Here is a 21,532-nt window from a genome sequence, read left to right as displayed (position 1 = left end):
TAAGCCTCCTGCTGAAAAATAAGTTAACCTACAAATTGTTAACTTAATTAGGCAGTGACGGTAATTCCGTTATTTTAATGAGGTGGATTATGTTTAACATAATCTATTAGGGTGGTAACGCGGAAGTTGGCCTTTCGTCCCTTTGGGGATGAAGGGCTTTAATTTTTTAGACTGGACAGAAAAACTTGTTTTAATTAATAATATTTTCAGGAGGTGCGGTTATGAACTACATGGGAGTTAATGAATTAAGAGAAAAATATTTATCATTTTTTGAGAGCAAAGACCATTTAAGACTTCCAAGCTTTTCACTTGTTCCAAAGAATGATAGGAGCTTGCTGCTTATCAATGCCGGAATGGCTCCATTAAAGCCATATTTTACAGGACAAGAAGTTCCACCAAGAAAAAGGGTTACAACTTGTCAAAAGTGTATAAGAACTGGAGATATTGAAAGGGTAGGTAAAACAGCAAGACATGCTACCTTCTTTGAAATGCTTGGGAACTTCTCCTTTGGTGACTATTTTAAAGAAGAAGTTATTCCTTGGTCATGGGAATTTGTTACTGAAGTATTAAAACTACCAAAGGACAGATTATGGATTACAATATATCTGGACGATGATGAAGCATTTGAAATATGGAATAAGAAGGTTGGAATTCCAGCTGAAAGAATTGTGAGAATGGGCAAGGAAGATAACTTCTGGGAAATAGGTGTTGGTCCATGCGGCCCTTGTTCAGAGATTTACTTTGACAGGGGTGAAGACAAGGGATGTGGAAAGCCAACATGCGGTGTTGGATGCGACTGCGACAGATTTGTTGAGTTTTGGAATCTTGTTTTTACTCAGTTTGATAAGGATGAAGAGGGAGTATATCATAGACTTGCAAATCCAAACATAGACACAGGAATGGGGCTTGAAAGAATTGCAACTATAATGCAGGAAGTAGACAGCATTTTTGAGATAGATACAATGAAAAACATAAAGAACAAGGTTTGCAGTTTTGCAAAATATAATTATGGAACTGATGATAAGAAGGATGTTTCAATAAGGGTTATTACAGACCATATAAGAAGTGTAGTGTTTATGGTTAGCGATGGTGTGTTGCCATCAAATGAAGGAAGAGGTTATGTTTTAAGAAGACTTTTAAGAAGAGCAGCAAGACATGGAAAGTTGTTAGGAGTTAAGGGAGCATTTCTATGGGAACTTTGTGATGTAGTAATTGAAAATTCAAAGGATGCTTATCCTGAACTTGGAGAAAAGAGGGAATATATAAAGAAGGTACTCAAGGTAGAAGAGGAAAGGTTTGATGAGACAATCGACCAAGGAATGAACATACTACAAGAATATGTAAATGATTTAAAGAAGAATGATAAGAATATACTCGATGGTGAAAAGGCATTTAAATTGTATGACACTTATGGATTCCCTATAGAATTAACTCTTGAGATATTAGAAGAGTCTAATATGGCAATTGACCTTGAGGGATTTAACAGGGAAATGGAGGCTCAAAAGGAGAGAGCAAGAGCTGCAAGGGAAGAAACTAACTTTATGGGAACTGATGTCGATGTGTTTATGACACTTTCAGCGGATGTAAATACAGTTTTTGAAGGCTATAATAACACAATTTCAAGAGGGAATATACTTGTTATCGTAAAGGACGGTCAAATAGTTGAAGAGGCAAATAAAGGAGAAGAAGTCACAGTAATACTTGATAGGACTTCCTTCTATGCTGAGATGGGAGGACAGGTTGGAGATAAGGGAATTATTGAAGGCGACGGCTTCAGAATAGAAGTCGAAGATACTAAGAAAACTGCAAATAACAAGGTTATACATATAGGTAAAATTGTAGATGGTAAAGCCTATAAGGGTGCCGAAGCTACAAGCATTGTAGATAAAGCAAGAAGAATGGATATAGCAAGAAACCATACTGCAACACATCTCCTTCATAAGGCGCTTAAAGATGTAGTAGGAGCACATGTTCAGCAGGCTGGTTCTTTAGTTTCACCAGACAGATTAAGGTTTGACTTCACTCATTTTGAGGCGCTTTCAGCTGAAGACTTGAGAAGAATAGAAAACATAGTTAACGATAAAATTATGGAATCACTTGATGTTGAAACTATTGAAACAAGCATAGATGAAGCAAGAAGAATGGGAGCAACGGCTCTATTCGATGAAAAATATGCAGATATTGTAAGGGTTGTTAAGGCTGGAGAATACAGCATGGAGCTTTGTGGAGGTACCCATGTTTTGAATACTGCAACTATTGGATTATTTAAGATTGTTTCAGAAGGCGGTGTTGCAGCAGGAATAAGAAGAATTGAAGCTGTAACAGGTAAGGGAGCACTGAAATATATTGAATCTCTTGAAAACCTAATAAAGGATGTTGCAGTAACTTTAAAGAGCAACATAAAGGATATTCCAAGAAGAACTGAAGCATTAGTAAATGAACTTAAGGAAAAGGAAAGAGAAATAGAAACATTGAAATCCAAGATGGCAAAGGATGCTGCTGGAAACCTTTTGAATGAAGCAAAGGATGTAAAAGGAGTTAAGGTTATTACTGCTTCGTTAGACCTAGATGTAGATGCCCTAAGGGAACTTGGAGATAAACTAAAGGAAAAGATTGAAAATTGTGTTGTTGTTCTTGCAGGGGTTAAGGATGATAAGGTGAACTTCGTTGCAATGGCAACAAAAAAGGCTGTATCAAATGGAGTTCATGCAGGCAATATTATCAGAGAAGTCGCAAAAATAGCAGGTGGCGGCGGCGGTGGAAGACCAGACATGGCACAAGCTGGTGGTAAGGATAAATCAAAGGTTAACGCTGCACTTGAAGCAGTATATAGTTTGGTTGAGGGTATGGTTAAACAGTAATAATTATGTTTTATCAAAAGAAAGATTGATTAACTAAAATCTAAGGCATCTTATATAAGGTGCCTTAGATTTCGTTTATTTAATAGACAAAATATGCATAAATAAACAAAAGATATAGTTTTAGCATTTAATTTATAATTAAATACTTTGCAATTATAAAATAGTAACTCGTCCCCAAAAAATTTAAGTTGCATAGTATATATTATATAGAAACATTAAAGGGGATGAGGTTATGCAACGTAAGGGCAAGTTTATTTTAATGACAAGGGAAGAGTTTAAAAATTTTATCAACAATTTAAAAATTAATAGAAAAATTACTTTGATTCAGAACCACCATACCTATATACCAAACTATAAACACTTTAAGAACAACCACTTTGTATTACTTGAGGGAATGGAAAGAAGTCATCTTGAGAGAGGATTTGAAGAAATAGGCCAAAATATTACTATTTTCCCTGATGGGTTGATTGCTATTTGTAGGCCATTAGAAGAAGCACCAGCATGTATAAAGGGGGCAAACAGCACTGGAATCTGCATTGAAAGCGTTGGGAACTTTGATGTGGGCGGAGATAAGATGAGCGAAGAGCAAAAGAAGACTATTGTTTTTGTAAATGCCGTTCTATGTAAGAAATTTAAATTGATACCGAGTATCAATACAATTGTATATCATCATTGGTATGACTTGAACACAGGGAAAAGAACAAATGGAACAGGTTCTACAAAATCCTGCCCTGGAACAAACTTTTTTGGAGGTAATACTGTAGAGGCAGCAAATAGAAAATTTATTCCTTTGGTTTTAGAGGAATTAAAAAAATTGTAAAGAGGTAGTCGTATAAAAAACTAATCTTCAATTTAAGATTCTACATTTAAAGAGCCTAATAGAAAGATTTAAAAAAGTGCCTCTCATAAGCCTCGGAAATCTTTCTTGAGGCTCATGTATAAATCTTATTAATAGACTAAACTAATTTTGCGACAGACCCTTTACCTATTAAGCAATTTTCTAATTAGATTGATTTATTAATTTTATTTGGTATAATAATTATAAGAATTGGAAAATATCTTTATATAGCACTTAAGAAGGGTGTGAGAAAAATGCAAGAAAATAAAGAGGGAACAATGCAGTTTAAATTTAGCGTTGATAATAATACAAAGGTTCAGGAAATTTTAAAGGAAGTTTATGCAGCATTAAAGGAAAAGGGATATAACCCAATAAATCAGCTCGTAGGGTATATTTTGTCTGGAGATCCAACTTATATAACAAGTCATAAAAATGCAAGAGCAATCATAAGAAAAATAGAAAGAGATGAGCTTTTGGAGGAGCTATTAAGATCATATCTTGAAAAATAATGCATGCAAGTTACCTTGCATGCTAAATTTTTGTTCGAGGAGGAATTGTTTTGGAATATATAAGATTAGGAGATTCTAATCTATTAGTTTCAAAGCTTTGCTTTGGAAGTTTGACTATTGGTCCATTACAGTCTAACCTGCCTTTGGAGGAAGGGGCAAATGTTATTTTAGAAGCTTTTAATAACGGGGTCAACATTATAGACACTGCAAAGCTATATAAGACATACCCCTATATTAAAAGGGCACTTGAGTTATATGAAGGTAGGAACAATATAATTATTTCAAGCAAATCCTACGATTGGACTTACGATGGCATGAAGGAAAGCATAAAAGAAGCTTTAAGAGAACTTAATGTTGATTCAATTGGCATATTTATGATGCATGAGCAGGAAAGTAGATTAACTCTAAAGGGACATCAAGAGGCATTAAGGTGTCTTGTAGATGCAAAAAAAGCAGGTCTTATAAAGGCAGTTGGAGTATCAACTCATGCAGTTGAAGTAGTTGAGGCAATATCCCAAATGGGAGAGGTTGATGTTATTCATCCTATTTTTAATAAGAGGGGGCTTGGAATAATCGATGGAAATATTGAAGATATGAAAAATGCAATAGAGCTAGCTTTTAAATCTGGAAAAGGCATTTTAGCAATGAAACCATTAGGCGGAGGAAATCTGATTAAAAATGTGGATGAAGCATTTGAGTTTGTTTTGAATTATCCTTACCTTCATTCTATTGCAGTGGGAATGCAATCAGTTGAAGAGGTTCATGCTAATATTTCAAGATTTGAGGGTAAAAAAATTGATGAAGAAATAATTAATAGGTTAAAAAATAAGAGGAGAAAACTTCACGTTGAAGAATGGTGTGAAGGATGCGGAGACTGTGTCAACAACTGCCCAAATGATGCATTATTCATTGAAGATGATATTGTTAAGGTAAAACGTGAAAAATGTCTTTTATGCGGTTATTGTTCTGCATATTGTAAAAATTTTTGTTTGAAAATAATTTAAGGAGGCAATTTTGTGAGAATACTTGGATTAGATATTGGAGAAAAAAGGATAGGAATTGCATTAAGCGACCCTTTAGGCTGGACTGCACAAAGCTTAAAAACATTAGAGAGAAGGGGTATTAAAAGCGACTTAATGGAAATAATAAAAATAATAAATGAACATAATATTGAAAAGATAGTAGTTGGCCTTCCAAAGAATATGAATGGCAGTTTAGGACCTGCAAGTGAGAAGGTTATGAGGTTTTGTGAAAAGCTAAAGGAAAAAACTGATAAGGAAATAGTTTTTGAGGATGAAAGATTAACGACTATGCAAGCTGAGAGAATACTTATTGATGCTGATATGTCTAGAAAAAAAAGAAAGGGAGTCATTGACTCTGTTGCTGCAACTTTCATACTCCAAAGCTATCTTGACAGGAATAGAAAAATTTAGTTGACAAAAATTTCTTTTAAATTTACAATTACATTATATTATTAGAAATGAGGTGTTAATTATGGCACATGACCATCATCATGACCATGACCATGAACATGAAAATGTTGTAGTTTTAACTGATGAAAACGGAGTTGAAACTGAATTCGAGATAATCACATCACTTGAAGTTGAAGATAAGCTTTATTATGTATTGTATCCACTCGATACTGATGATGATGAGGCTGTAGTTTTAAGATACGACGAGGATGAAAACGGTGAAGGTTCTCTTGCTGCAATTGAAGACGATGAAGAATTCGACAAGGTTGCAAGAGCTTACGAAGAGTGGCTTGAAGAAGAAGACTTCGAAGAATTCGAAGACGATGAGGAAGACGAATTTTAAAAAAAAATCGCCAACACTTAGTGTTGGCGATTTTTTTAGGTGTCAGGCTCTTAAGATGAAGTTTTAAATAAAATTATTAAGAAAATGTAGATGATTTTTCGTGATAATATTGACAATCATTCTCATTCATAATATAATAATATTGAGAATAAAATTCATTTTAATTTACATATATTGGAGGTGAGCCTTATGACTCTTGATAAGGCAAAAATTGGCCAAAGGATAGTCATTAAAAACATACTTGATGATAATATAAGGGTTCAGGCAATCAGGCTTGGGCTATACGAAGGGGCAAAGGTAAGTTGTTCTGCAAAAATACCTTTTGGACCAATAATTCTAGGAAACAGATTACAGGAAATTGCAATAGGAAGAGAACTGGCAAAGAAAATTAAAGTTGACGTTATAAATTAATTTAGTGGAGGGTGCTTATGAACTGCTGTGAAGGGTTAAAAATTGATATTCCAAAGGGAGCTAAAAAAATTGTTTTAGCAGGCAATCCAAACGTAGGGAAGTCTGTGTTTTTTAATGCACTAACAGGCGTATATGTGGATGTTTCAAACTTCCCAGGAACTACTGTGGATGTTTCGCATGGTAAATTTGGCGATGATGTTGTAATGGATACTCCAGGCGTATATGGAGTTTCATCCTTTAATGATGAAGAGAAGGTAGCAAAGGATGTTATAATTTATGGCGATATAATACTTAATATAGTTGATGCTTTGCACCTTGAAAGAGATTTGTTCTTAACATTGCAACTTATAGATATGGGCAAGCCCGTTATTGTAGCTCTTAATATGATGGATGATGTTGAGAGAAACGGAATCAAAATAGATGTTGAAAAATTAAGCAATTTGCTTGGCGTTCCTGTAATACCAACAATAGCTATAAAAGGCAAAGGAATTGATGAGGTAAAGAAAAATCTATATAATGCACGAGTTGGGAATGCAAACCCGCATATTATGAAGTATCTCAAGGACATAGTGGAAAAAGTAGAACACCAAAGCGAAGCTTTGTTGATCCTTGAAGATGATGATGAATTCTTAAACGCATATGGATTTAGTAGAATGAATTTACGAGAAGAAATATACAGATTAAGAAGACAAGCTGTTGATGAAATTATATCTAAAGTTATAATTAATGATAATGAGAAGAATTCTATCAGACAAAAATTGGGATACTATATGTTAAATCCAATAACGGGGATTCCAATTCTTGCTGTTGTATTATATATTATGTTTAAGGTTATAGGCGTTTTTGTAGCGGGGACAATAGTAGGTATAACAGAAGAAACGATTATGCAGGGATATTATGAACCTTTTGTTAAAGGAATTTTTGCTAATCTATTTGGAGATAATACTGTATTATACAGAGCTTTTGCAGGTGAATTTGGAATTTTAACATTAACTCCGACCTATGTTTTAGGACTTTTAATGCCGCTTGTTATAGGGTTTTATTTCTTTATGTCACTTTTGGAGGACTCAGGATATCTACCAAGAATAGCGTCATTATCAGACAAGGTTCTATCCTTCTTTGGATTAAACGGAAGAGCTATAATACCTATAATACTTGGATTTGGATGCATAACCATGGCAACAATAACAACAAGACTTCTTGGAACAAGACGCGAAAAGATTATTGCAACGGCACTTTTGGGATTAACCATTCCATGTTCTGCACAATTGGGTGTGATAGCTGGTATGATTGCTCCACTTGGCGCAAAGTATCTACTCATATATTTAGTGACTATTTTCTTTGTTTTTGCACTGACAGGAACTATATTAAATAAAGTGCTTCCTGGTGAATCTTCTCATTTATTTATAGATTTGCCTCCAATAAGAATGCCTAGGATATCAAATGTCGTAAAAAAGACATGGACAAAAACATGGATGTTTTTAAAGGAAGCAACACCATTATTTGCTTTAGGCGCCGTTATTATAACATTCTTAAGCGAAACTAATCTTCTTGTTGTGATACAAAACTTCTTTGCTCCATTTACAGTAAACTTTTTAAAATTACCAAAGGAAGCAGCAAATGCATTTATTATGGGAATAATAAGAAGAGACTTTGGAGCTGCAGGTTTAACTGATCTTACTCTAACTCCCGAACAAACTGTGGTTTCGCTTGTTACTATAACCCTCTTCGTTCCTTGCATTGCATCAATAATTGTGATGTTTAAAGAAAGAAGTAAAAAAGAAGCATTGACAATTTGGCTTGGAAGCTTTATTGCAGCGTTTTTAGTAGGCGGAATATTAGCTTTTATTTTGATATGAAGGTGATATTATGGAAATAAAATGTCCTACATGTGGATACTTGGCAAAGGATACAACTGTTTGCCCAAGATGTAAAACAACTATCTTATCTTGTTTTAATTGCAGTGGAAATTGTCTCAAATGTTCTAAGTTAAAGAGCAATGAAAAGTGATTTTCAATTGAAAGCCACTTGACAATGATAAATATTATATGTAAAATTTAACTAATGAATTTAAATTAATTGAGGTGTGGATTCTGTGATGATGTCAAAAGAGGAGACAGAAAAATTAAAACAAGATTTGAAGGAGAGAGGATATAAGCTAACTCCACAAAGAAGAGCCATTTTAAACGCTATAATTGACAGCGAAGGCAGACACCTATCGCCAGAGGAAATTTACGACCTTGTAAAGATGGAATGCCCTGAAATTGGTCTTGCAACGGTATATAGAACAGTTCAATTGCTTGAAAAGATGGGCATATTATATAAAATGAACTTTGATGACGGAGTAAGCAGATATGAACTTGTTCATAGCACTGAAGACCATCAGCACCATCATCTTATTTGCGTAAAATGTGGTGATATTCAGGAAGTAGAAGATGACCTTTTGGATTCCCTTGAGGAAAAAATAACAGGTTTATATAACTTTAAAATTACAAATCACGACGTAAAGTTCTACGGAATATGCAAGAAATGTAAGTAAAATTTTGCATGTGAATTGCAATTGCAATTCTACATGCTTTATTTTTTAATAAAATTTGGGCTAAAAATTATATATTCATGAATTTTGTGGTAAAATACATAATAAGGATTGAACGTAGCTTAAAATGAAGGAGGGAATTTTTTTGACTAAGAAGGATAAAATAAGAATTGTTCCATTGGGTGGTGTAAATGAAATTGGAAAGAACATGACAATGATTGAATATAAAAACGAAATCATTGTAATAGATTGCGGACTTATGTTCCCTGAGGAGGAAATGTTTGGCATTGATATAGTTATTCCAGATGTTACATACCTCATAAAAAATAAAGATAAGGTAAAAGGTATATTTTTAACCCATGGACATGAAGATCATATTGGAGCACTTCCATATGTTCTTAAACAATTAAATGTTCCTGTTTATGGAACAAGACTAACGCTCGGAATTGTGGAAACAAGATTAAAGGATCACGGATTATTGACAACTACGGATTTAAGGGTTGTTAATGCAGGTGAGGTTATAAAATTAGATCATATTAAAGTAGAATTTATAAGAAACTGCCATAGCATTGCTGATTCCTGCTCTCTTGCTATACATACTGGACTTGGAACAATCGTTCACACAGGGGATTTTAAAATCGATTATACTCCAATAGATGGTGCGCAGATGGACCTTGCAAGGCTTGCAGAGCTTGGACGCCAAGGAGTTCTGTTATTGCTTGCAGACAGCACAAATGTAGAAAGACAAGGTTATACTATGTCGGAAAGGATTGTTGGAGAGACTTTTGACAATATTTTTTCTGAAGCAAGCGGAAGAATAATAGTTGCTACATTTGCTTCAAATGTTCACAGATTGCAGCAGATTATAAATTCTGCCTATAAGTTTAACAGAAAAGTTGCTGTTTCAGGACGTAGTGTTGAAAATATAGTTGAGGTTGCATACGCCCTAGGTTATCTTGATGTTCCTGAAGGATTGATGATAAGTATAGACGATATAAACAAATACAATGACAAACAAATCGTTATAATAACAACTGGTAGCCAGGGAGAGCCTATGTCTGCCCTAGCGAGGATGTCGACTTCTGAGCACAAAAAAGTTGAAATTAAAGAAGGAGATTTGGTAATAATTTCTGCAACACCGATCCCTGGAAACGAAAAGCTTATTTCAAGGGTTATAAATCAACTTTTCAAAAAGGGTGCTAACGTATATTATCAATCTCTCGCAGATGTGCATGTGTCCGGACATGCCTGTCAGGAGGAGTTGAAGCTTATTCATACATTGACTAAACCAAAATATTTTATGCCTGTTCACGGTGAATATAGGCACTTAAAGCAGCATTCATTTTTAGCAAATAAGCTTGGAATGGATATGTCAAATATATTTATAGCTGATATAGGTCAGACTCTTGAAATTACAAGGGATGGAGCAAAGCTAAATGGATATGTCCCTGCAGGTCAGGTCCTTGTTGATGGACTTGGAGTAGGAGACGTTGGAAGCATTGTATTGAGGGATAGAAAGCATTTATCTCAGGATGGCATTTTAACTGTTGTAGTAACCATTGACCGTTCAAGCGGAAAGGTGATTGCGGGACCTGATATTATATCAAGAGGATTTGTTTATGTCAGAGAATCAGAAGATTTAATAGAGCAGGCAAAGCAGCTCGTTAAAAAATCAATTGACCAGATGCTTAGCAACCAAATTACCGAATGGTCTGCACTCAAATCAACTATTAAAGATATTCTAAGAGATTTTCTGTATGAAAAAACTAAGAGAAAGCCTATGATTCTGCCAATTATTATGGAAATATAATTTATATGGGGGTGTTTCTATGTATATTTATGACAAAGTTCATGAATTTGCAAGGGAATTAAAGAATACTCCTGAGGTTATGAACTATAAAAGAGCACTCGATAAACTAAACTCAAATTCAACACATAAAAAAATGGTTGAAGATTTGAGAAAGATGCAGTTTGAAATTTATTCGTTGCAGCTTCAGGGGAAGGAACCATCGAAGGAACAAATGGAGGCATACAGCAACATTTCAAACGTAATTAGTTTAAACCCTGAAATTCATGAATTTTTGGAAGCTGAGATGAGATTTTTAACTCTGTGGCAGGATATGTTTAAAATTATTACCGATACAATCGGAATAGACATTAATCCAGGTATCTAGGATGGTGGGTTTATGGAAAGAAAAACTCAATATATTGCAAAGGCAGGTCTTATAGCAGCAATTTATGCAGTTCTTACTATATTTTTAATGCCGATATCTTACGGACCAGTTCAATTTAGAATTTCAGAAGCATTGACGGTATTACCATTTATTGAGCCAGCTGCTGTTCCAGGACTTTTTATAGGTTGCATATTCGCTAACTATTTCGGAGGTCTTGGCTGGGTAGATATTGTATTTGGCAGCTTGACAACACTTGCAGCAGCATACCTTACAAGCAAGATGCCAAATAAATATCTTGCAGTTTTACCACCAATATTTCTTAATGCATTTATTGTAGCTATATGGGTTCAGCAATTTATAGGTGAAGAAGTCAAAATAAAGGGTTTAAGTCCATACTGGATTACAGTAGGAACTATAGGCTTTGGAGAATTTGTAACTGCAGGAATTTTAGGCTTAATTGTATTAGCAGCTTTTGAAAGAATAAAGAAATAATTAAAACTAATTTGCCATCAGGAGATGATATTATGGCAACTGAAATAAAAGAGAGCCTATATTAGAGGCTCTCTTTTGTAAGTTTAGAGAATACTAACTCGTAAGAATGGTCAATTAATTTATTAATTTCTTCTATTGGGACGCTCCCATCAATGATAACTGTGTTCCAATGCTTTTTGTTTAAATGATAACCTGGAATTACTGATTTATATTGATATCTTAAAAATTCTGCCAGTATTGGCTCACATTTCAACGATATATTTAAATTGTTTTCCCTTACTTGAATAATCGCAAACATCCTTGAACCAACTTTTATTACCGCAATATCTGGTCCAAAAGGATAATCCAACTTTGAAAAAGGTTTTGAAAGACAATAGTCTAAAAAGTTCTGCATTTTCATTTATTTCACCTCAATAATAATTCTAACATTTTTTATCTATTTATAAAATATCATCTTTTTTATATTCATTTTCTTGAGTTAAAATATACAAAGTGATATAATAGCAAAGAGTGAAATCAACAAATTTCAACAAAATATTTATTGGAGTTTTGTGTTAAAATAAATATGAACCTTTTTTATTTGGAGGTTAATATGAGCAATATAGTTCATGATTATATAGAAGAATATATAAGAGAGCTAATACCTGGGAATACTGGATTAATAAAAGAGTTGGAAGAATATGCTGCTGCAAATGATGTTCCAATTGTTCATAAGGAAGTTGTAAAGCTTATGAGTATATTAATTAAATCACACGACATAAATAATATACTTGAGGTTGGAGCTGCCATAGGATATTCCTCAATAGTGATGGCTAATGCTGGTGCAAGCAGAATTATAACTATCGAAAGAGATGATGAAATGTATAACAAGGCTATTGAAAATATAAGGAATGCTAATCTAACTGATAAAATTAACGTAATTAAGGGAGATGCACTTGAAGAGTTAAAAAAACTTGAAGGGAAATATGACATGATTTTTTTGGATGCAGCTAAAGGGCATTATATACATTTTCTTCCTGAATGCTTAAGGCTGTTAAAGCAGGGAGGCCTTTTAATTTCAGACAATGTTCTTTTTAGAGGGATGATAGCAACTAACGATTTAGTAAAAAGAAGAAAAATAACTATTGTGAAGAGGCTGAGAAAATATCTTACAACCATTTCAAACATGCCGGAACTTGAAACTGTTGTTCTACCGATTGGCGATGGGCTTGCAATTAGCCTTAAAGTAGCGGAGGTGAAAAAATGAAGATAGAATTATTGGCTCCTGCCGGCAATCTTGAGAAATTAAAAACCGCAATAATTTACGGTGCCGATGCAGTTTATATAGGAGGAGAAGCATATAGCTTAAGAGCTATGGCAGATAATTTTGATACAGAAACGATGAAAGAAGCTCTAAAATTTGCTCATGACAGAGGAGTAAAGGTATATGTTACTGTAAATATATTCCCGCACAACGATGATTTAAAAGGATTGCCTGAATATATTAAAACACTTGATGAAATTGGAGTGGATGCCATTATTGTCTCTGACCTTGGCGTTTTTTCAATAGTAAAGGATGTCGCTCCAAACTTGGAAGTTCATATAAGCACTCAGGCGAATAATACAAATTATAAGACCTGTGAATTTTGGCATAATCTTGGAGCAAAAAGAGTTGTCCTGGCAAGGGAGTTATCGCTTAAAGAGATAAAGGAGATAAGAGAAAAAGCTCCAAAGGATTTGGAAATTGAGGCATTTGTTCATGGTGCTATGTGCATGGCATATTCTGGAAGGTGTCTATTGTCAAACTATATGACCCATAGGGACGCCAACAGAGGTGCATGCGCACATCCTTGCAGATATAAATATTATCTTGTTGAAGAAAAAAGGCCAGGAGAATATTACCAGGTTTTCGAGGACGAAAGAGGCACCTATATAATGAACTCAAATGATTTATGTATGATTGAATATATTCCTGAACTTGTTGAAAGTGGAATTACAAGTTTTAAAATTGAAGGAAGAATGAAGAGTTCATATTATGTTGCAACAGTCGTTAAAGCTTATAGACAGGCAATAGATAGCTATTTAAAGGATAAGGAAGATTATAAATTCAATCCCAAATGGCTTGAGGAGCTTTCAAAAGCCAGCCATAGAGAATTTTCAACTGGATTTTATTTTGGAAAGCCTAAAAAACAGGTATACGAAAGTTCATCTTATATAAGAACACATGATATAGTAGGACTTGTTTTGGACTACGATGAAGAAAATAAAATAGCAACTATTGAGCAAAGAAATAAAGTATTCAAGGGTGATACCGTAGAGGTTTTAACTCCTAAGGACGATAATTATAATATAGTTTTAGATGAAATGTGGAATTTAGATGGAGATGCTATTGAATCGACACCTCATCCACAGATGATTTATAAATTAAAAACAGATGCTAAACTAAAGCCTTACGATATGCTTGTTAAGGAGAAAGGGGATAGTGATGAGTAAACCGCTGTTAATTGGAATTGCAGGAGGAACAGGCTCAGGAAAAAGCACAGTAGCAAAGGAAATATTCCAAAGCCTTCCTGGTGAAAATATTGTTGTAATTGAACAGGATTCATATTATAAGGACCAGAGCCATTTATCTTTAGAGGATAGAGTTAAAACCAACTACGACCATCCAGATGCATTTGATACCGAATTGTTGATTGAGCATTTAAAAACGCTCCTTAATGGTAACCCTATAGACAAGCCTATTTACGACTTTGAAGTTCATAATAGAAAAAAGGAAACAGTCAAGGTTGAGCCTAAAGATATTATAATACTCGAAGGAATATTAATCTTAGCTGAACCAGAAATTAGAAATTTGTTAGACATTAAAATATTCGTTGACACCGACGCCGATGTAAGAATAATAAGAAGGATAAGAAGAGATATTAAAGAAAGAGGAAGAACAATAGATTCGGTAATTGAACAATATATGGGGGTTGTAAGACCGATGCACCTTCAATTTGTCGAACCAACAAAAAGATACGCAGATATAATAATTCCTGAAGGCGGTTACAACAAGGTAGCAATCGACATACTCATAGCTAAGGTCAAACACATTTTATCAATAAAGTAAATGTTTTTTATTAAAGATATTTGATTAATATTACTTTAAGTTATTTTTTAATCATAGAAATAATCTATTAAATGAGCCCCATGAATTGATGTTAAAATCAATCATGGGGCTTATGAATTTTAAATATGTATAATTTATTGTAACCATAATTGGGGTAATGTGCATATAATATTACATATCTATCTGTAGGAGTGGCACATTGTTTATTGATATTATAATATCAGCATTACTTTACACATCAAATTTTATTGGATATCTAACTAATGGAAAATCGTTTCCTCAACCTCTTACAGAAGAAGAAGAATCTGCCTTGTTTATCGCTTATAAAAATGGAGATGATAAGGCAAAAAATGAGTTGATAATTAGAAATTTAAGATTGGTAGCTCATGTTATAAAAAAATTTAATCCTCAACCTAAGGATGCTGACGACTTGATATCAATTGGAACAGTAGGTCTTATAAAAGCAATTGAAACATTTAATAAGGATAAAGGTAGCAGATTTGCAACGTATGCAGCAAGGTGCATTGAAAATGAAATATTGATGTTTGTTAGAAGCACCAAAAAATCAAAATCTGAAGTTTATCTTCAGGACCCTATTGGAATGGATAGGGAAGGAAACGAGATTTGTTTGATTGATATTCTCGGAACCGATAGCGATAGAATAGTTGATGAAGTTGATAATAAGATATCAACAAAAAAGTTGAAAAATTTATTAGGAAAAGTATTAGATGAAAAAGAAAAATTGATAATTGAATTAAGATATGGAATCACAGGTGAACCGCTAACACAGAGAGAAATAGCGAAAATGCTTGGTATATCAAGGTCGTATGTATCAAGGATAGAAAAGAAAGCGCTTAAAAAATTATCTAAGGCTATGAAACTATAATAAAGGTATTTCAGAGAAATTCTGGAATACCTTTATCGATTTTTTTAGAATAATTATCTTTATTTATGCAAAATTTGTAATATAATATTATTTGAGTATGTTTTTAGAGGTGTATTATGGAAGACATTTTTTTGCCGGATTATTATGTGCCAAGCATTTATGCGATTGATTATGATAAACTAAGTGAATTAGGAATTTCAAATCTTATTATCGACATAGATAATACAATAATGCCATGGGGAAGTAAAGAACCAGATATTAAAGCAAAAACTCTATTAAATCGTTTGATTGAAAAAGGGTTCAATATTTGCCTTTTATCTAATAGTTCTGCAGAAAGAGTAAGGATGTTTAAAGGTGATTTAAAAATTTACACCTATTCGTCAATTGGAATAAAACCTATGAAAAAAATGTTCATTGGTGCATTAAAGGCTTTAAATGCGAATAGGGAAAATACTTGTGTAATAGGTGACCAGATTTATTCTGATATACTAGGAGCTAAAAGATGCGGTATAAAATCAATACTTGTTGACCCTATTGATAAAACTGAATTTATTACTACGAGGCTTGTAAGAAAAATAGAAATAAAAATTAGAAAACAATTAAATTATTCAAAGGAGATAATTAAAGATGAATAACTTATACGGACTAATTGGTGAAAAGTTATCTCACAGTAAATCTCCCGAGATACATGATTTAATTATGAAAAAATTAAGCATAATAGGAAATTACCATTTGTTTGAGGTTAATGAAGCCGATTTGAAGATGGCAATAGAAGGATTACAAGTATTGAATTTTAAAGGAATTAATGTAACTATACCATATAAAATTAAGATAATTGATTTTCTGGATGGATGTTCAGATGAAGTAAAATCAATAGGTTCAGTAAATACTATAAAATTTACTAATAAAAATGCATTCGGATATAATACAGATTATTTCGGCTTTATATCTTTATTAAGAAGGTTTGATATTGATGTGCATGGTAAAATAGCGGTTATACTTGGAACAGGCGGTTCTTCAAGAGCAGTAATGAAATCTTTAGTAGATTTAGGGACAAAAGAAATAATATTTGCCTCGAGAAATAGAAATTTAAATGAAATAAACGGATCGAGGGTTATAGATTATCAAGAACTTGCCAAAATTAAAGGAGATTTACTTATAAATTGCACACCTGTTGGAATGAGTCCAAACTTTGACTCATCACCAGTTGAAAAAGAATGTGTAAAAAATTTCGAAACAATTATTGATTTGATTTACAATCCATTTAAAACCAAGCTTATAAAATATGCCGATGATTTAAATATTAGAGCTTTTAATGGATTTTACATGCTTGTAGCTCAGGCCGTTAAATCCCAGGAAATTTGGAATAACACAAAATTAAGTGATGATAATATAGAAAAAATTTATCAGGAATTAGTTGAAAATATGTTTATTTCCCGCAAAAAAAAGGAATAATCAAGATAAAACGTTGCGGGTGGTATTATGGATTTACAGATAAATATTGGAACCTACAAGAAACTCAATAAATATAAAGGCCTTGAAGAAAAACATAAAGCAAAACATGATTTGAACTACTTTTATTTTAATGAATGTTTAAACGATGATTTTAATCAGTTCTTGATTAAAAATTATGGAATCATGACGTTGTTTGATAGCCCAGAAAGAATAATATTCGGTGTTAATGAGGATACAGACAAAAATAAGCTTAACGAGATAATAAGCAAAACAAAAAAAGAAATAGTTATATTGGATGTAAGTTTAAGCTGTATTAATAGTGTTATAGAACAGACTAACAATAAAAAGATTGAAACTGAAATTCAAATTTCGCCAATTGCGATGCTATTAGATTGGATTTTAAAATATAGCATAGATAAAAAGGCAAGCGACATACATTTTGAGCCTTTTGAAAAATATGTTAAAGTTAGGAGCAGGGTTGATGGTGATTTAACAGAAATAATAAGAATTACTCACGAGGCTTATAATATGCTTTTAAACAGAATAAAAATACTCTCAGGTCTTGATATTTCTGAGAAAAGACTGCCGCTTGATGGAAAGCTTAAATGGGAAAATGAAAGTGAAAGATATGATTTAAGAATATCAACAATTCCAACTGTTTTTGGAGAAAAAACAGTCATAAGAATATTGAACAAAAACGAAATTTTTATAAATAAAAATTGTTTAGGGATGAATTTGGAACAACAGAAATTGTTTAATAAAATTATTTATAAACATAAAGGAATTATATTAGTTACAGGTCCAACTGGAAGCGGAAAGTCAACGACATTATATGCAATTATTAATGAACTTAACAATCAAAAAAATAACATAATAACTATTGAGGATCCCATCGAATATACAATTGAAGGCATAAATCAAATAAATGTTAACCCAAAATCAGGATTAACTTTTTCAGTTGGACTTAGGTCGATGTTAAGACAGGACCCTGATGTAATTGTGGTAGGAGAAATAAGAGATTTTGAGACTGCCGATATTGCGTTAAAGGCAGCAATAACAGGCCATCAAGTAATTAGCACATTTCATACAAATGATGCGGTTTCTACAATAACAAGACTGTTAGATATGGGAATAGAGCCATATTTATTAGCGTCAGCATTAAATGGCATAATATCACAAAGGCTTGTAAAGAAGATATGCCCTTACTGCAGATATATAGTAAATAAAAATGATATTGAAAACAAATTCTGGGGTAAAAAGGCAAAACTATATAAAGGTAAGGGTTGTTCATATTGTAATTATACTGGCTATAAAGGGAGAGTAGGAGTATTTGAAATACTTGAAGTTACGGATGAAATAAGAAGTCTAATTTCTAAAGATTATTGTGAATTAAATTTAAAGATGAAAATTAAAGATTATAGCGCTTCATCGATTGTTGATGTTTGTAAAGAACTAGTTTTAAGTGGCATAACAACCACAGAAGAATTTCTAAAAATAAATTACTTTTGAGAGGGGGATTTCAAATGTTAAATATCGATACTATATTAATAAGAGCTGTTGAAATGGAGGCTTCAGATATACATATTACTGTTGGCATACCACCAACCTTTAGAATAAACGGTATATTGAAGCATATAGGAGAAGAAAAGGTAACTCCTAAGGACACTGAATATTGCGCTAAGTCTATTTTGACTGAAGAACAATATGAACGTTATTTGCAATATGGAGAAATTGATTTATCATATTCAATTCAGGGTATTGGGAGATTTAGGGTCAATATATTTAAACAACGAGGAAGTGATGCTTTAGCAATAAGAACTGTTGCACCTCAAATACCAACGCTTGAGAAATTAAACATGCCTCCTGTTTTAAAGGAATTATGCACTAAAAATAGAGGCTTAGTGTTAGTTACAGGACCAACTGGAAGCGGTAAATCTACAACCCTAGCAGCAATGATAAATGAGATAAACAGTTCAAGAAATTGCCATATAATAACTCTTGAAGACCCTGTTGAATATTTACATAAGCACAAGAGCAGCATAGTAAATCAAAGAGAAATAGGCTATGATAGCAAGTCCTATGCAAATGCTCTTAGGGCTGCTTTAAGAGAAGACCCTGATGTAATACTTGTAGGTGAGATGAGAGATTTAGAAACTATATCAATAGCTATAACAGCTGCTGAAACAGGACACCTTGTTTTTTCAACACTACATACTATTGGTGCATCTAAAACAATTGATAGAATAGTTGACGTTTTCCCTCCTCACCAGCAACAGCAGATAAAGGTTCAACTCGCGGCTGTTTTAGAAGGAGTTATTTCTCAACAGCTTATTACGAGGGCTGATGGAAAAGGCAGAGTTTGTGCTATGGAAATAATGGTTGCTACACCTGCTGTTAGAAACTTAATAAGAGAAGGTAAAACCCATCAAATAGATTCTATAGTTCAAACAGGTGGTAGATATGGAATGAAGACGATGGATTCCTCTCTAGTGGAACTATTTAAAAAAGGATTAATTACCGAAGAGGATGCACTGACTTACTCAGTTGATAAGGACATAATGGAAAGATTAATGAGACTATAAAGAGGTGTTATTAATGCATACCCCTTTAGCAATGATTAAGATAAAAGGGGATGCAGGGGGAGTTAAAGGAATAAGAAAATTTACAAATGAAGAAACATCTGTTTTATTTAAACAGATACATTTGATATCGAGTTCAGGAGTTAATATTATAAAAGGAATCGAAATTATTAAATCGATGTCAGAAGATGACAAAGTTTTTAAAACATTGGATTTGCTAAGCAAGCAAATAATACAAGGTGAAAATTTAAGTGATATTTTTGAGAAATACAATTTAATTCCGAGCTTTGCAATATATATGATGAGGGTAGGAGAAAGGTCTGGAAAACTTGACAAGATACTGTTGGAACTTGCAGATTATTATGAGAACGAGGCAAGAATTGTCAAAAACATACAACAGGCTTTGACCTACCCATTGATATTGTTTATTACTTCAGTCCTAGTAGCAATGATGCTAGCTCTAAAGGTAATACCTAATCTTATTTCAATTTTGCATCAGTTAAACATTAAAGAACTGCCATATATTACAAAGATAATAATAAGTATGAGTAGTAATATTGATATATTATTGATAGTTTTAGCTAACTTTTTATTTACAATAGTTATTCTTTTAAAAAGTAAAAATCCATCCATTAAAAAATATTTAGATTCATTTTTACTTAAGATTCCAATATACAAAACAGTAGAGATTAAATTACTAACATCTAGAATTGCAAAAAGTTTGTATATACAGATTTCAAGCGGTATTAGTATTTTAGATAGCTTAATTCTTTCAGAACAATTAATAAAAAACTATAATATCAGATTAAAATATATTAAAATAATCGAAGAAATAAAACATGGCAATTCTCTTGGGTCAACATTTAAAAAATATAATTTGTTTCCTAAAATTTTTACTGAACTTATCTCTGTTGGAGAAGAAACAGGAAATTTAGAAGATACTCTCAACAAACTTTCTATATATTTTGAAAATGATGTAGAAAAAAGATTAATTGGGATTGTTAAATTGATGGAGCCAATTTTAATTATTTTCATATCTATTATCATAGGAGTTATGGTTCTGGCATTTTTGCTTCCGATGTTTAAGATATATAACAATTTATTTTAGAGTAAGGGGGGAAAATATTGATTTTTATTATTTTTTTATTAGGACTAATTGTAGGAAGTTTTTTAAATGTCTGTATTTATAGGATTCCTAGAGATGAATCGGTTGTCTTTCCAGCATCGCATTGTGCTAACTGCTACCATAAATTAGCGTGGCATGATTTGTTTCCACTGTTTAGTTATTTGTTTCTAAAAGGCAGATGCAGATATTGTAATTCAAAAATATCAATTAGATACCCAATAATCGAATTATTAAATGGATTAATTTATATATTGTTGTTTATAAAATTTGGTTTAACACTAATCTTTATAAAATATTCAATACTGTCATCATTAATAATCGTGATATCAGTAATCGATTTATTTACAACTGATATATATACAAATACAATCTATTTTGGAACAGCAGTTGGGATAATTTTTATTTTTATTTTTCTGTTAATGAAGCAAAATATAATAACTTTTATAATAGGAGCATTGATAGGAGCAGGTGTTATCTCAATTATAATATTGACTACTCATGGAATGGGATGGGGAGATGCAGAACTATTATTTGTTATAGGATTATTCTTAGGGGTAAAGCTTACTATAGTTACAGTTTTTCTGTCGTTTATATTAGGTGGTTTTATAGGTTCACTATTAATTTTGCTGAAAATTAAATCAAGAAAGGATTATATTCCATTTGGTCCTTTCATATCATTAGCTACGTTAATTTCAATTTTATGGGGTGATACATTATTAAGTTTTTATATATTTTAAAAAATAAAGGTTTTTCTACAATTGA

At 32.6% G+C, this 21,532-nt stretch carries 24 protein-coding genes and 1 other annotated feature (1 of these 25 only partly in view); of the genes, 23 read left to right on the top strand and 1 reads right to left on the bottom strand.

Going from position 1 to position 21,532, the window contains the following annotated elements:
• Positions 1–145, top strand: a binding site (T-box leader); it begins 95 nt to the left of the window's first position.
• A 76-nt stretch (positions 146–221) separates the two neighbouring features.
• The 13 genes from alaS (at position 222) to ABG79_RS06690 (ending at position 11,636) form a co-directional block, all read left to right on the top strand.
• Complete coding sequence (gene alaS / locus ABG79_RS06745) at positions 222–2,861, top strand: alanine--tRNA ligase (RefSeq protein ID WP_057978449.1); 2,640 nt, start codon at positions 222–224, stop codon at positions 2,859–2,861.
• Between the two features lie 232 nt (positions 2,862–3,093).
• Entirely contained in the window at positions 3,094–3,681 is a 588-nt protein-coding gene (locus tag ABG79_RS06740) for a peptidoglycan recognition protein family protein (RefSeq protein WP_057978447.1), read from the top strand.
• 272 nt (positions 3,682–3,953) lie between these two features.
• Entirely contained in the window at positions 3,954–4,208 is a 255-nt protein-coding gene (locus ABG79_RS06735; protein WP_057978445.1) for an IreB family regulatory phosphoprotein, read from the top strand.
• A 50-nt stretch (positions 4,209–4,258) separates the two neighbouring features.
• Positions 4,259–5,212 (top strand): aldo/keto reductase, encoded by a 954-nt coding sequence (locus ABG79_RS06730; RefSeq protein WP_057978443.1) that lies wholly within the window; start codon positions 4,259–4,261, stop codon positions 5,210–5,212.
• A 12-nt stretch (positions 5,213–5,224) separates the two neighbouring features.
• Entirely contained in the window at positions 5,225–5,641 is a 417-nt protein-coding gene (ruvX, locus tag ABG79_RS06725) for a Holliday junction resolvase RuvX (protein ID WP_057978441.1), read from the top strand.
• Positions 5,642–5,702: 61 nt separating this feature from the next.
• Positions 5,703–6,023, top strand: a complete 321-nt coding sequence (locus tag ABG79_RS06720) for a DUF1292 domain-containing protein (protein WP_057978439.1) — start codon at positions 5,703–5,705, stop codon at positions 6,021–6,023.
• 189 nt (positions 6,024–6,212) lie between these two features.
• A complete protein-coding gene (locus ABG79_RS06715) occupies positions 6,213–6,434 on the top strand; it encodes a FeoA family protein (protein ID WP_057978437.1) in 222 nt (73 codons plus the stop codon).
• A 17-nt stretch (positions 6,435–6,451) separates the two neighbouring features.
• Positions 6,452–8,293 carry a ferrous iron transport protein B gene (gene feoB, locus ABG79_RS06710; RefSeq protein WP_057978434.1) on the top strand — a complete coding sequence of 614 codons (1,842 nt, stop codon included), beginning with the start codon at positions 6,452–6,454 and terminating at the stop codon, positions 8,291–8,293.
• A gap of 10 nt (positions 8,294–8,303) precedes the next feature.
• Complete coding sequence (locus ABG79_RS12505; protein WP_160318226.1) at positions 8,304–8,444, top strand: hypothetical protein; 141 nt, start codon at positions 8,304–8,306, stop codon at positions 8,442–8,444.
• Positions 8,445–8,532: 88 nt separating this feature from the next.
• Positions 8,533–8,973, top strand: a complete 441-nt coding sequence (locus ABG79_RS06705) for a Fur family transcriptional regulator (RefSeq protein WP_057978522.1) — start codon at positions 8,533–8,535, stop codon at positions 8,971–8,973.
• Between the two features lie 124 nt (positions 8,974–9,097).
• Complete coding sequence (locus ABG79_RS06700) at positions 9,098–10,780, top strand: ribonuclease J (protein WP_057978432.1); 1,683 nt, start codon at positions 9,098–9,100, stop codon at positions 10,778–10,780.
• Positions 10,781–10,799: 19 nt separating this feature from the next.
• Positions 10,800–11,144 carry a YlbF family regulator gene (locus ABG79_RS06695; protein ID WP_057978430.1) on the top strand — a complete coding sequence of 115 codons (345 nt, stop codon included), beginning with the start codon at positions 10,800–10,802 and terminating at the stop codon, positions 11,142–11,144.
• 12 nt (positions 11,145–11,156) lie between these two features.
• The gene (locus ABG79_RS06690; protein WP_057978428.1) at positions 11,157–11,636 is read left to right on the top strand and encodes a QueT transporter family protein; all 480 of its coding nucleotides are present in this window, start codon (positions 11,157–11,159) and stop codon (positions 11,634–11,636) included.
• A gap of 61 nt (positions 11,637–11,697) precedes the next feature.
• On the opposite strand, the gene ABG79_RS06685 is transcribed toward ABG79_RS06690, so the two are convergent.
• Positions 11,698–12,036 (bottom strand): MmcQ/YjbR family DNA-binding protein, encoded by a 339-nt coding sequence (locus ABG79_RS06685; protein WP_083490363.1) that lies wholly within the window; start codon positions 12,034–12,036, stop codon positions 11,698–11,700.
• A 192-nt stretch (positions 12,037–12,228) separates the two neighbouring features.
• On the opposite strand from ABG79_RS06685, the gene ABG79_RS06680 reads away from it, so the two are divergent.
• The 10 genes from ABG79_RS06680 to ABG79_RS06635 all read left to right on the top strand — a co-directional run bounded on the left by ABG79_RS06680 (position 12,229) and on the right by ABG79_RS06635 (position 21,507).
• A complete protein-coding gene (locus tag ABG79_RS06680) occupies positions 12,229–12,882 on the top strand; it encodes an O-methyltransferase (RefSeq protein WP_057978426.1) in 654 nt (217 codons plus the stop codon).
• Complete coding sequence (locus tag ABG79_RS06675; protein ID WP_057978424.1) at positions 12,879–14,108, top strand: peptidase U32 family protein; 1,230 nt, start codon at positions 12,879–12,881, stop codon at positions 14,106–14,108. Before ABG79_RS06680 ends, ABG79_RS06675 begins: the two co-directional genes overlap by 4 nt.
• Entirely contained in the window at positions 14,101–14,724 is a 624-nt protein-coding gene (gene udk, locus ABG79_RS06670) for a uridine kinase (RefSeq protein WP_057978422.1), read from the top strand. The genes ABG79_RS06675 and udk overlap by 8 nt, the downstream gene beginning before the upstream one ends.
• Before the next feature lie 199 nt (positions 14,725–14,923).
• The gene (gene sigK / locus ABG79_RS06665) at positions 14,924–15,610 is read left to right on the top strand and encodes an RNA polymerase sporulation sigma factor SigK (protein ID WP_057978420.1); all 687 of its coding nucleotides are present in this window, start codon (positions 14,924–14,926) and stop codon (positions 15,608–15,610) included.
• Positions 15,611–15,726: 116 nt separating this feature from the next.
• Positions 15,727–16,245, top strand: coding sequence for a YqeG family HAD IIIA-type phosphatase (locus ABG79_RS06660; RefSeq protein WP_057978418.1), 519 nt, complete (start codon positions 15,727–15,729; stop codon positions 16,243–16,245).
• Positions 16,238–17,065: a shikimate dehydrogenase gene (gene aroE / locus ABG79_RS06655; RefSeq protein ID WP_057978416.1), complete on the top strand. Its 828-nt coding sequence runs from the start codon at positions 16,238–16,240 to the stop codon at positions 17,063–17,065. The genes ABG79_RS06660 and aroE overlap by 8 nt, the downstream gene beginning before the upstream one ends.
• 27 nt (positions 17,066–17,092) lie before the next feature.
• Complete coding sequence (locus ABG79_RS06650; protein ID WP_057978414.1) at positions 17,093–18,574, top strand: GspE/PulE family protein; 1,482 nt, start codon at positions 17,093–17,095, stop codon at positions 18,572–18,574.
• Positions 18,575–18,588: 14 nt separating this feature from the next.
• Positions 18,589–19,647, top strand: coding sequence for a type IV pilus twitching motility protein PilT (locus ABG79_RS06645; protein ID WP_057978412.1), 1,059 nt, complete (start codon positions 18,589–18,591; stop codon positions 19,645–19,647).
• A 13-nt stretch (positions 19,648–19,660) separates the two neighbouring features.
• Positions 19,661–20,752, top strand: coding sequence for a type II secretion system F family protein (locus ABG79_RS06640; protein ID WP_057978410.1), 1,092 nt, complete (start codon positions 19,661–19,663; stop codon positions 20,750–20,752).
• A gap of 17 nt (positions 20,753–20,769) precedes the next feature.
• On the top strand, positions 20,770–21,507 hold the full coding sequence (locus ABG79_RS06635; RefSeq protein WP_341408622.1) for a prepilin peptidase: 738 nt from the start codon (positions 20,770–20,772) through the stop codon (positions 21,505–21,507).
• The last annotated feature ends 25 nt before the right edge of the window (positions 21,508–21,532 follow it).

The sequence above is a fragment of the Caloramator mitchellensis genome (assembly GCF_001440545.1).
Classification (GTDB): Bacteria; Bacillota; Clostridia; order Clostridiales; family Caloramatoraceae; genus Caloramator; species Caloramator mitchellensis.
Note: the sequence above shows the minus strand (reverse complement) of the source record. Positions and strands in the feature narration are given on the sequence as shown.

What these genes read in the sequence shown, in the direction of transcription:
- ABG79_RS06645 (WP_057978412.1), top strand. Translation starts at nt 18,589, where the DNA reads ATGTTAAATATCGATACTATATTAATAAGAGCTGTTGAAATGGAGGCT.
- ABG79_RS06675 (WP_057978424.1), top strand. Translation starts at nt 12,879, where the DNA reads ATGAAGATAGAATTATTGGCTCCTGCCGGCAATCTTGAGAAATTAAAA.
- ABG79_RS06720 (WP_057978439.1), top strand. Translation starts at nt 5,703, where the DNA reads ATGGCACATGACCATCATCATGACCATGACCATGAACATGAAAATGTT.
- ABG79_RS12505 (WP_160318226.1), top strand. Translation starts at nt 8,304, where the DNA reads ATGGAAATAAAATGTCCTACATGTGGATACTTGGCAAAGGATACAACT.
- ABG79_RS06680 (WP_057978426.1), top strand. Translation starts at nt 12,229, where the DNA reads ATGAGCAATATAGTTCATGATTATATAGAAGAATATATAAGAGAGCTA.
- ABG79_RS06690 (WP_057978428.1), top strand. Translation starts at nt 11,157, where the DNA reads ATGGAAAGAAAAACTCAATATATTGCAAAGGCAGGTCTTATAGCAGCA.
- ABG79_RS06660 (WP_057978418.1), top strand. Translation starts at nt 15,727, where the DNA reads ATGGAAGACATTTTTTTGCCGGATTATTATGTGCCAAGCATTTATGCG.
- ABG79_RS06695 (WP_057978430.1), top strand. Translation starts at nt 10,800, where the DNA reads ATGTATATTTATGACAAAGTTCATGAATTTGCAAGGGAATTAAAGAAT.
- ABG79_RS06705 (WP_057978522.1), top strand. Translation starts at nt 8,533, where the DNA reads ATGATGTCAAAAGAGGAGACAGAAAAATTAAAACAAGATTTGAAGGAG.
- ABG79_RS06715 (WP_057978437.1), top strand. Translation starts at nt 6,213, where the DNA reads ATGACTCTTGATAAGGCAAAAATTGGCCAAAGGATAGTCATTAAAAAC.
- ABG79_RS06740 (WP_057978447.1), top strand. Translation starts at nt 3,094, where the DNA reads ATGCAACGTAAGGGCAAGTTTATTTTAATGACAAGGGAAGAGTTTAAA.
- ABG79_RS06700 (WP_057978432.1), top strand. Translation starts at nt 9,098, where the DNA reads ATGAAGGAGGGAATTTTTTTGACTAAGAAGGATAAAATAAGAATTGTT.
- ABG79_RS06735 (WP_057978445.1), top strand. Translation starts at nt 3,954, where the DNA reads ATGCAAGAAAATAAAGAGGGAACAATGCAGTTTAAATTTAGCGTTGAT.
- udk (WP_057978422.1), top strand. Translation starts at nt 14,101, where the DNA reads ATGAGTAAACCGCTGTTAATTGGAATTGCAGGAGGAACAGGCTCAGGA.
- ABG79_RS06650 (WP_057978414.1), top strand. Translation starts at nt 17,093, where the DNA reads ATGGATTTACAGATAAATATTGGAACCTACAAGAAACTCAATAAATAT.
- ABG79_RS06640 (WP_057978410.1), top strand. Translation starts at nt 19,661, where the DNA reads ATGCATACCCCTTTAGCAATGATTAAGATAAAAGGGGATGCAGGGGGA.
- aroE (WP_057978416.1), top strand. Translation starts at nt 16,238, where the DNA reads ATGAATAACTTATACGGACTAATTGGTGAAAAGTTATCTCACAGTAAA.
- ABG79_RS06685 (WP_083490363.1), bottom strand. Translation starts at nt 12,036, where the DNA reads ATGAAAATGCAGAACTTTTTAGACTATTGTCTTTCAAAACCTTTTTCA.
- alaS (WP_057978449.1), top strand. Translation starts at nt 222, where the DNA reads ATGAACTACATGGGAGTTAATGAATTAAGAGAAAAATATTTATCATTT.
- feoB (WP_057978434.1), top strand. Translation starts at nt 6,452, where the DNA reads ATGAACTGCTGTGAAGGGTTAAAAATTGATATTCCAAAGGGAGCTAAA.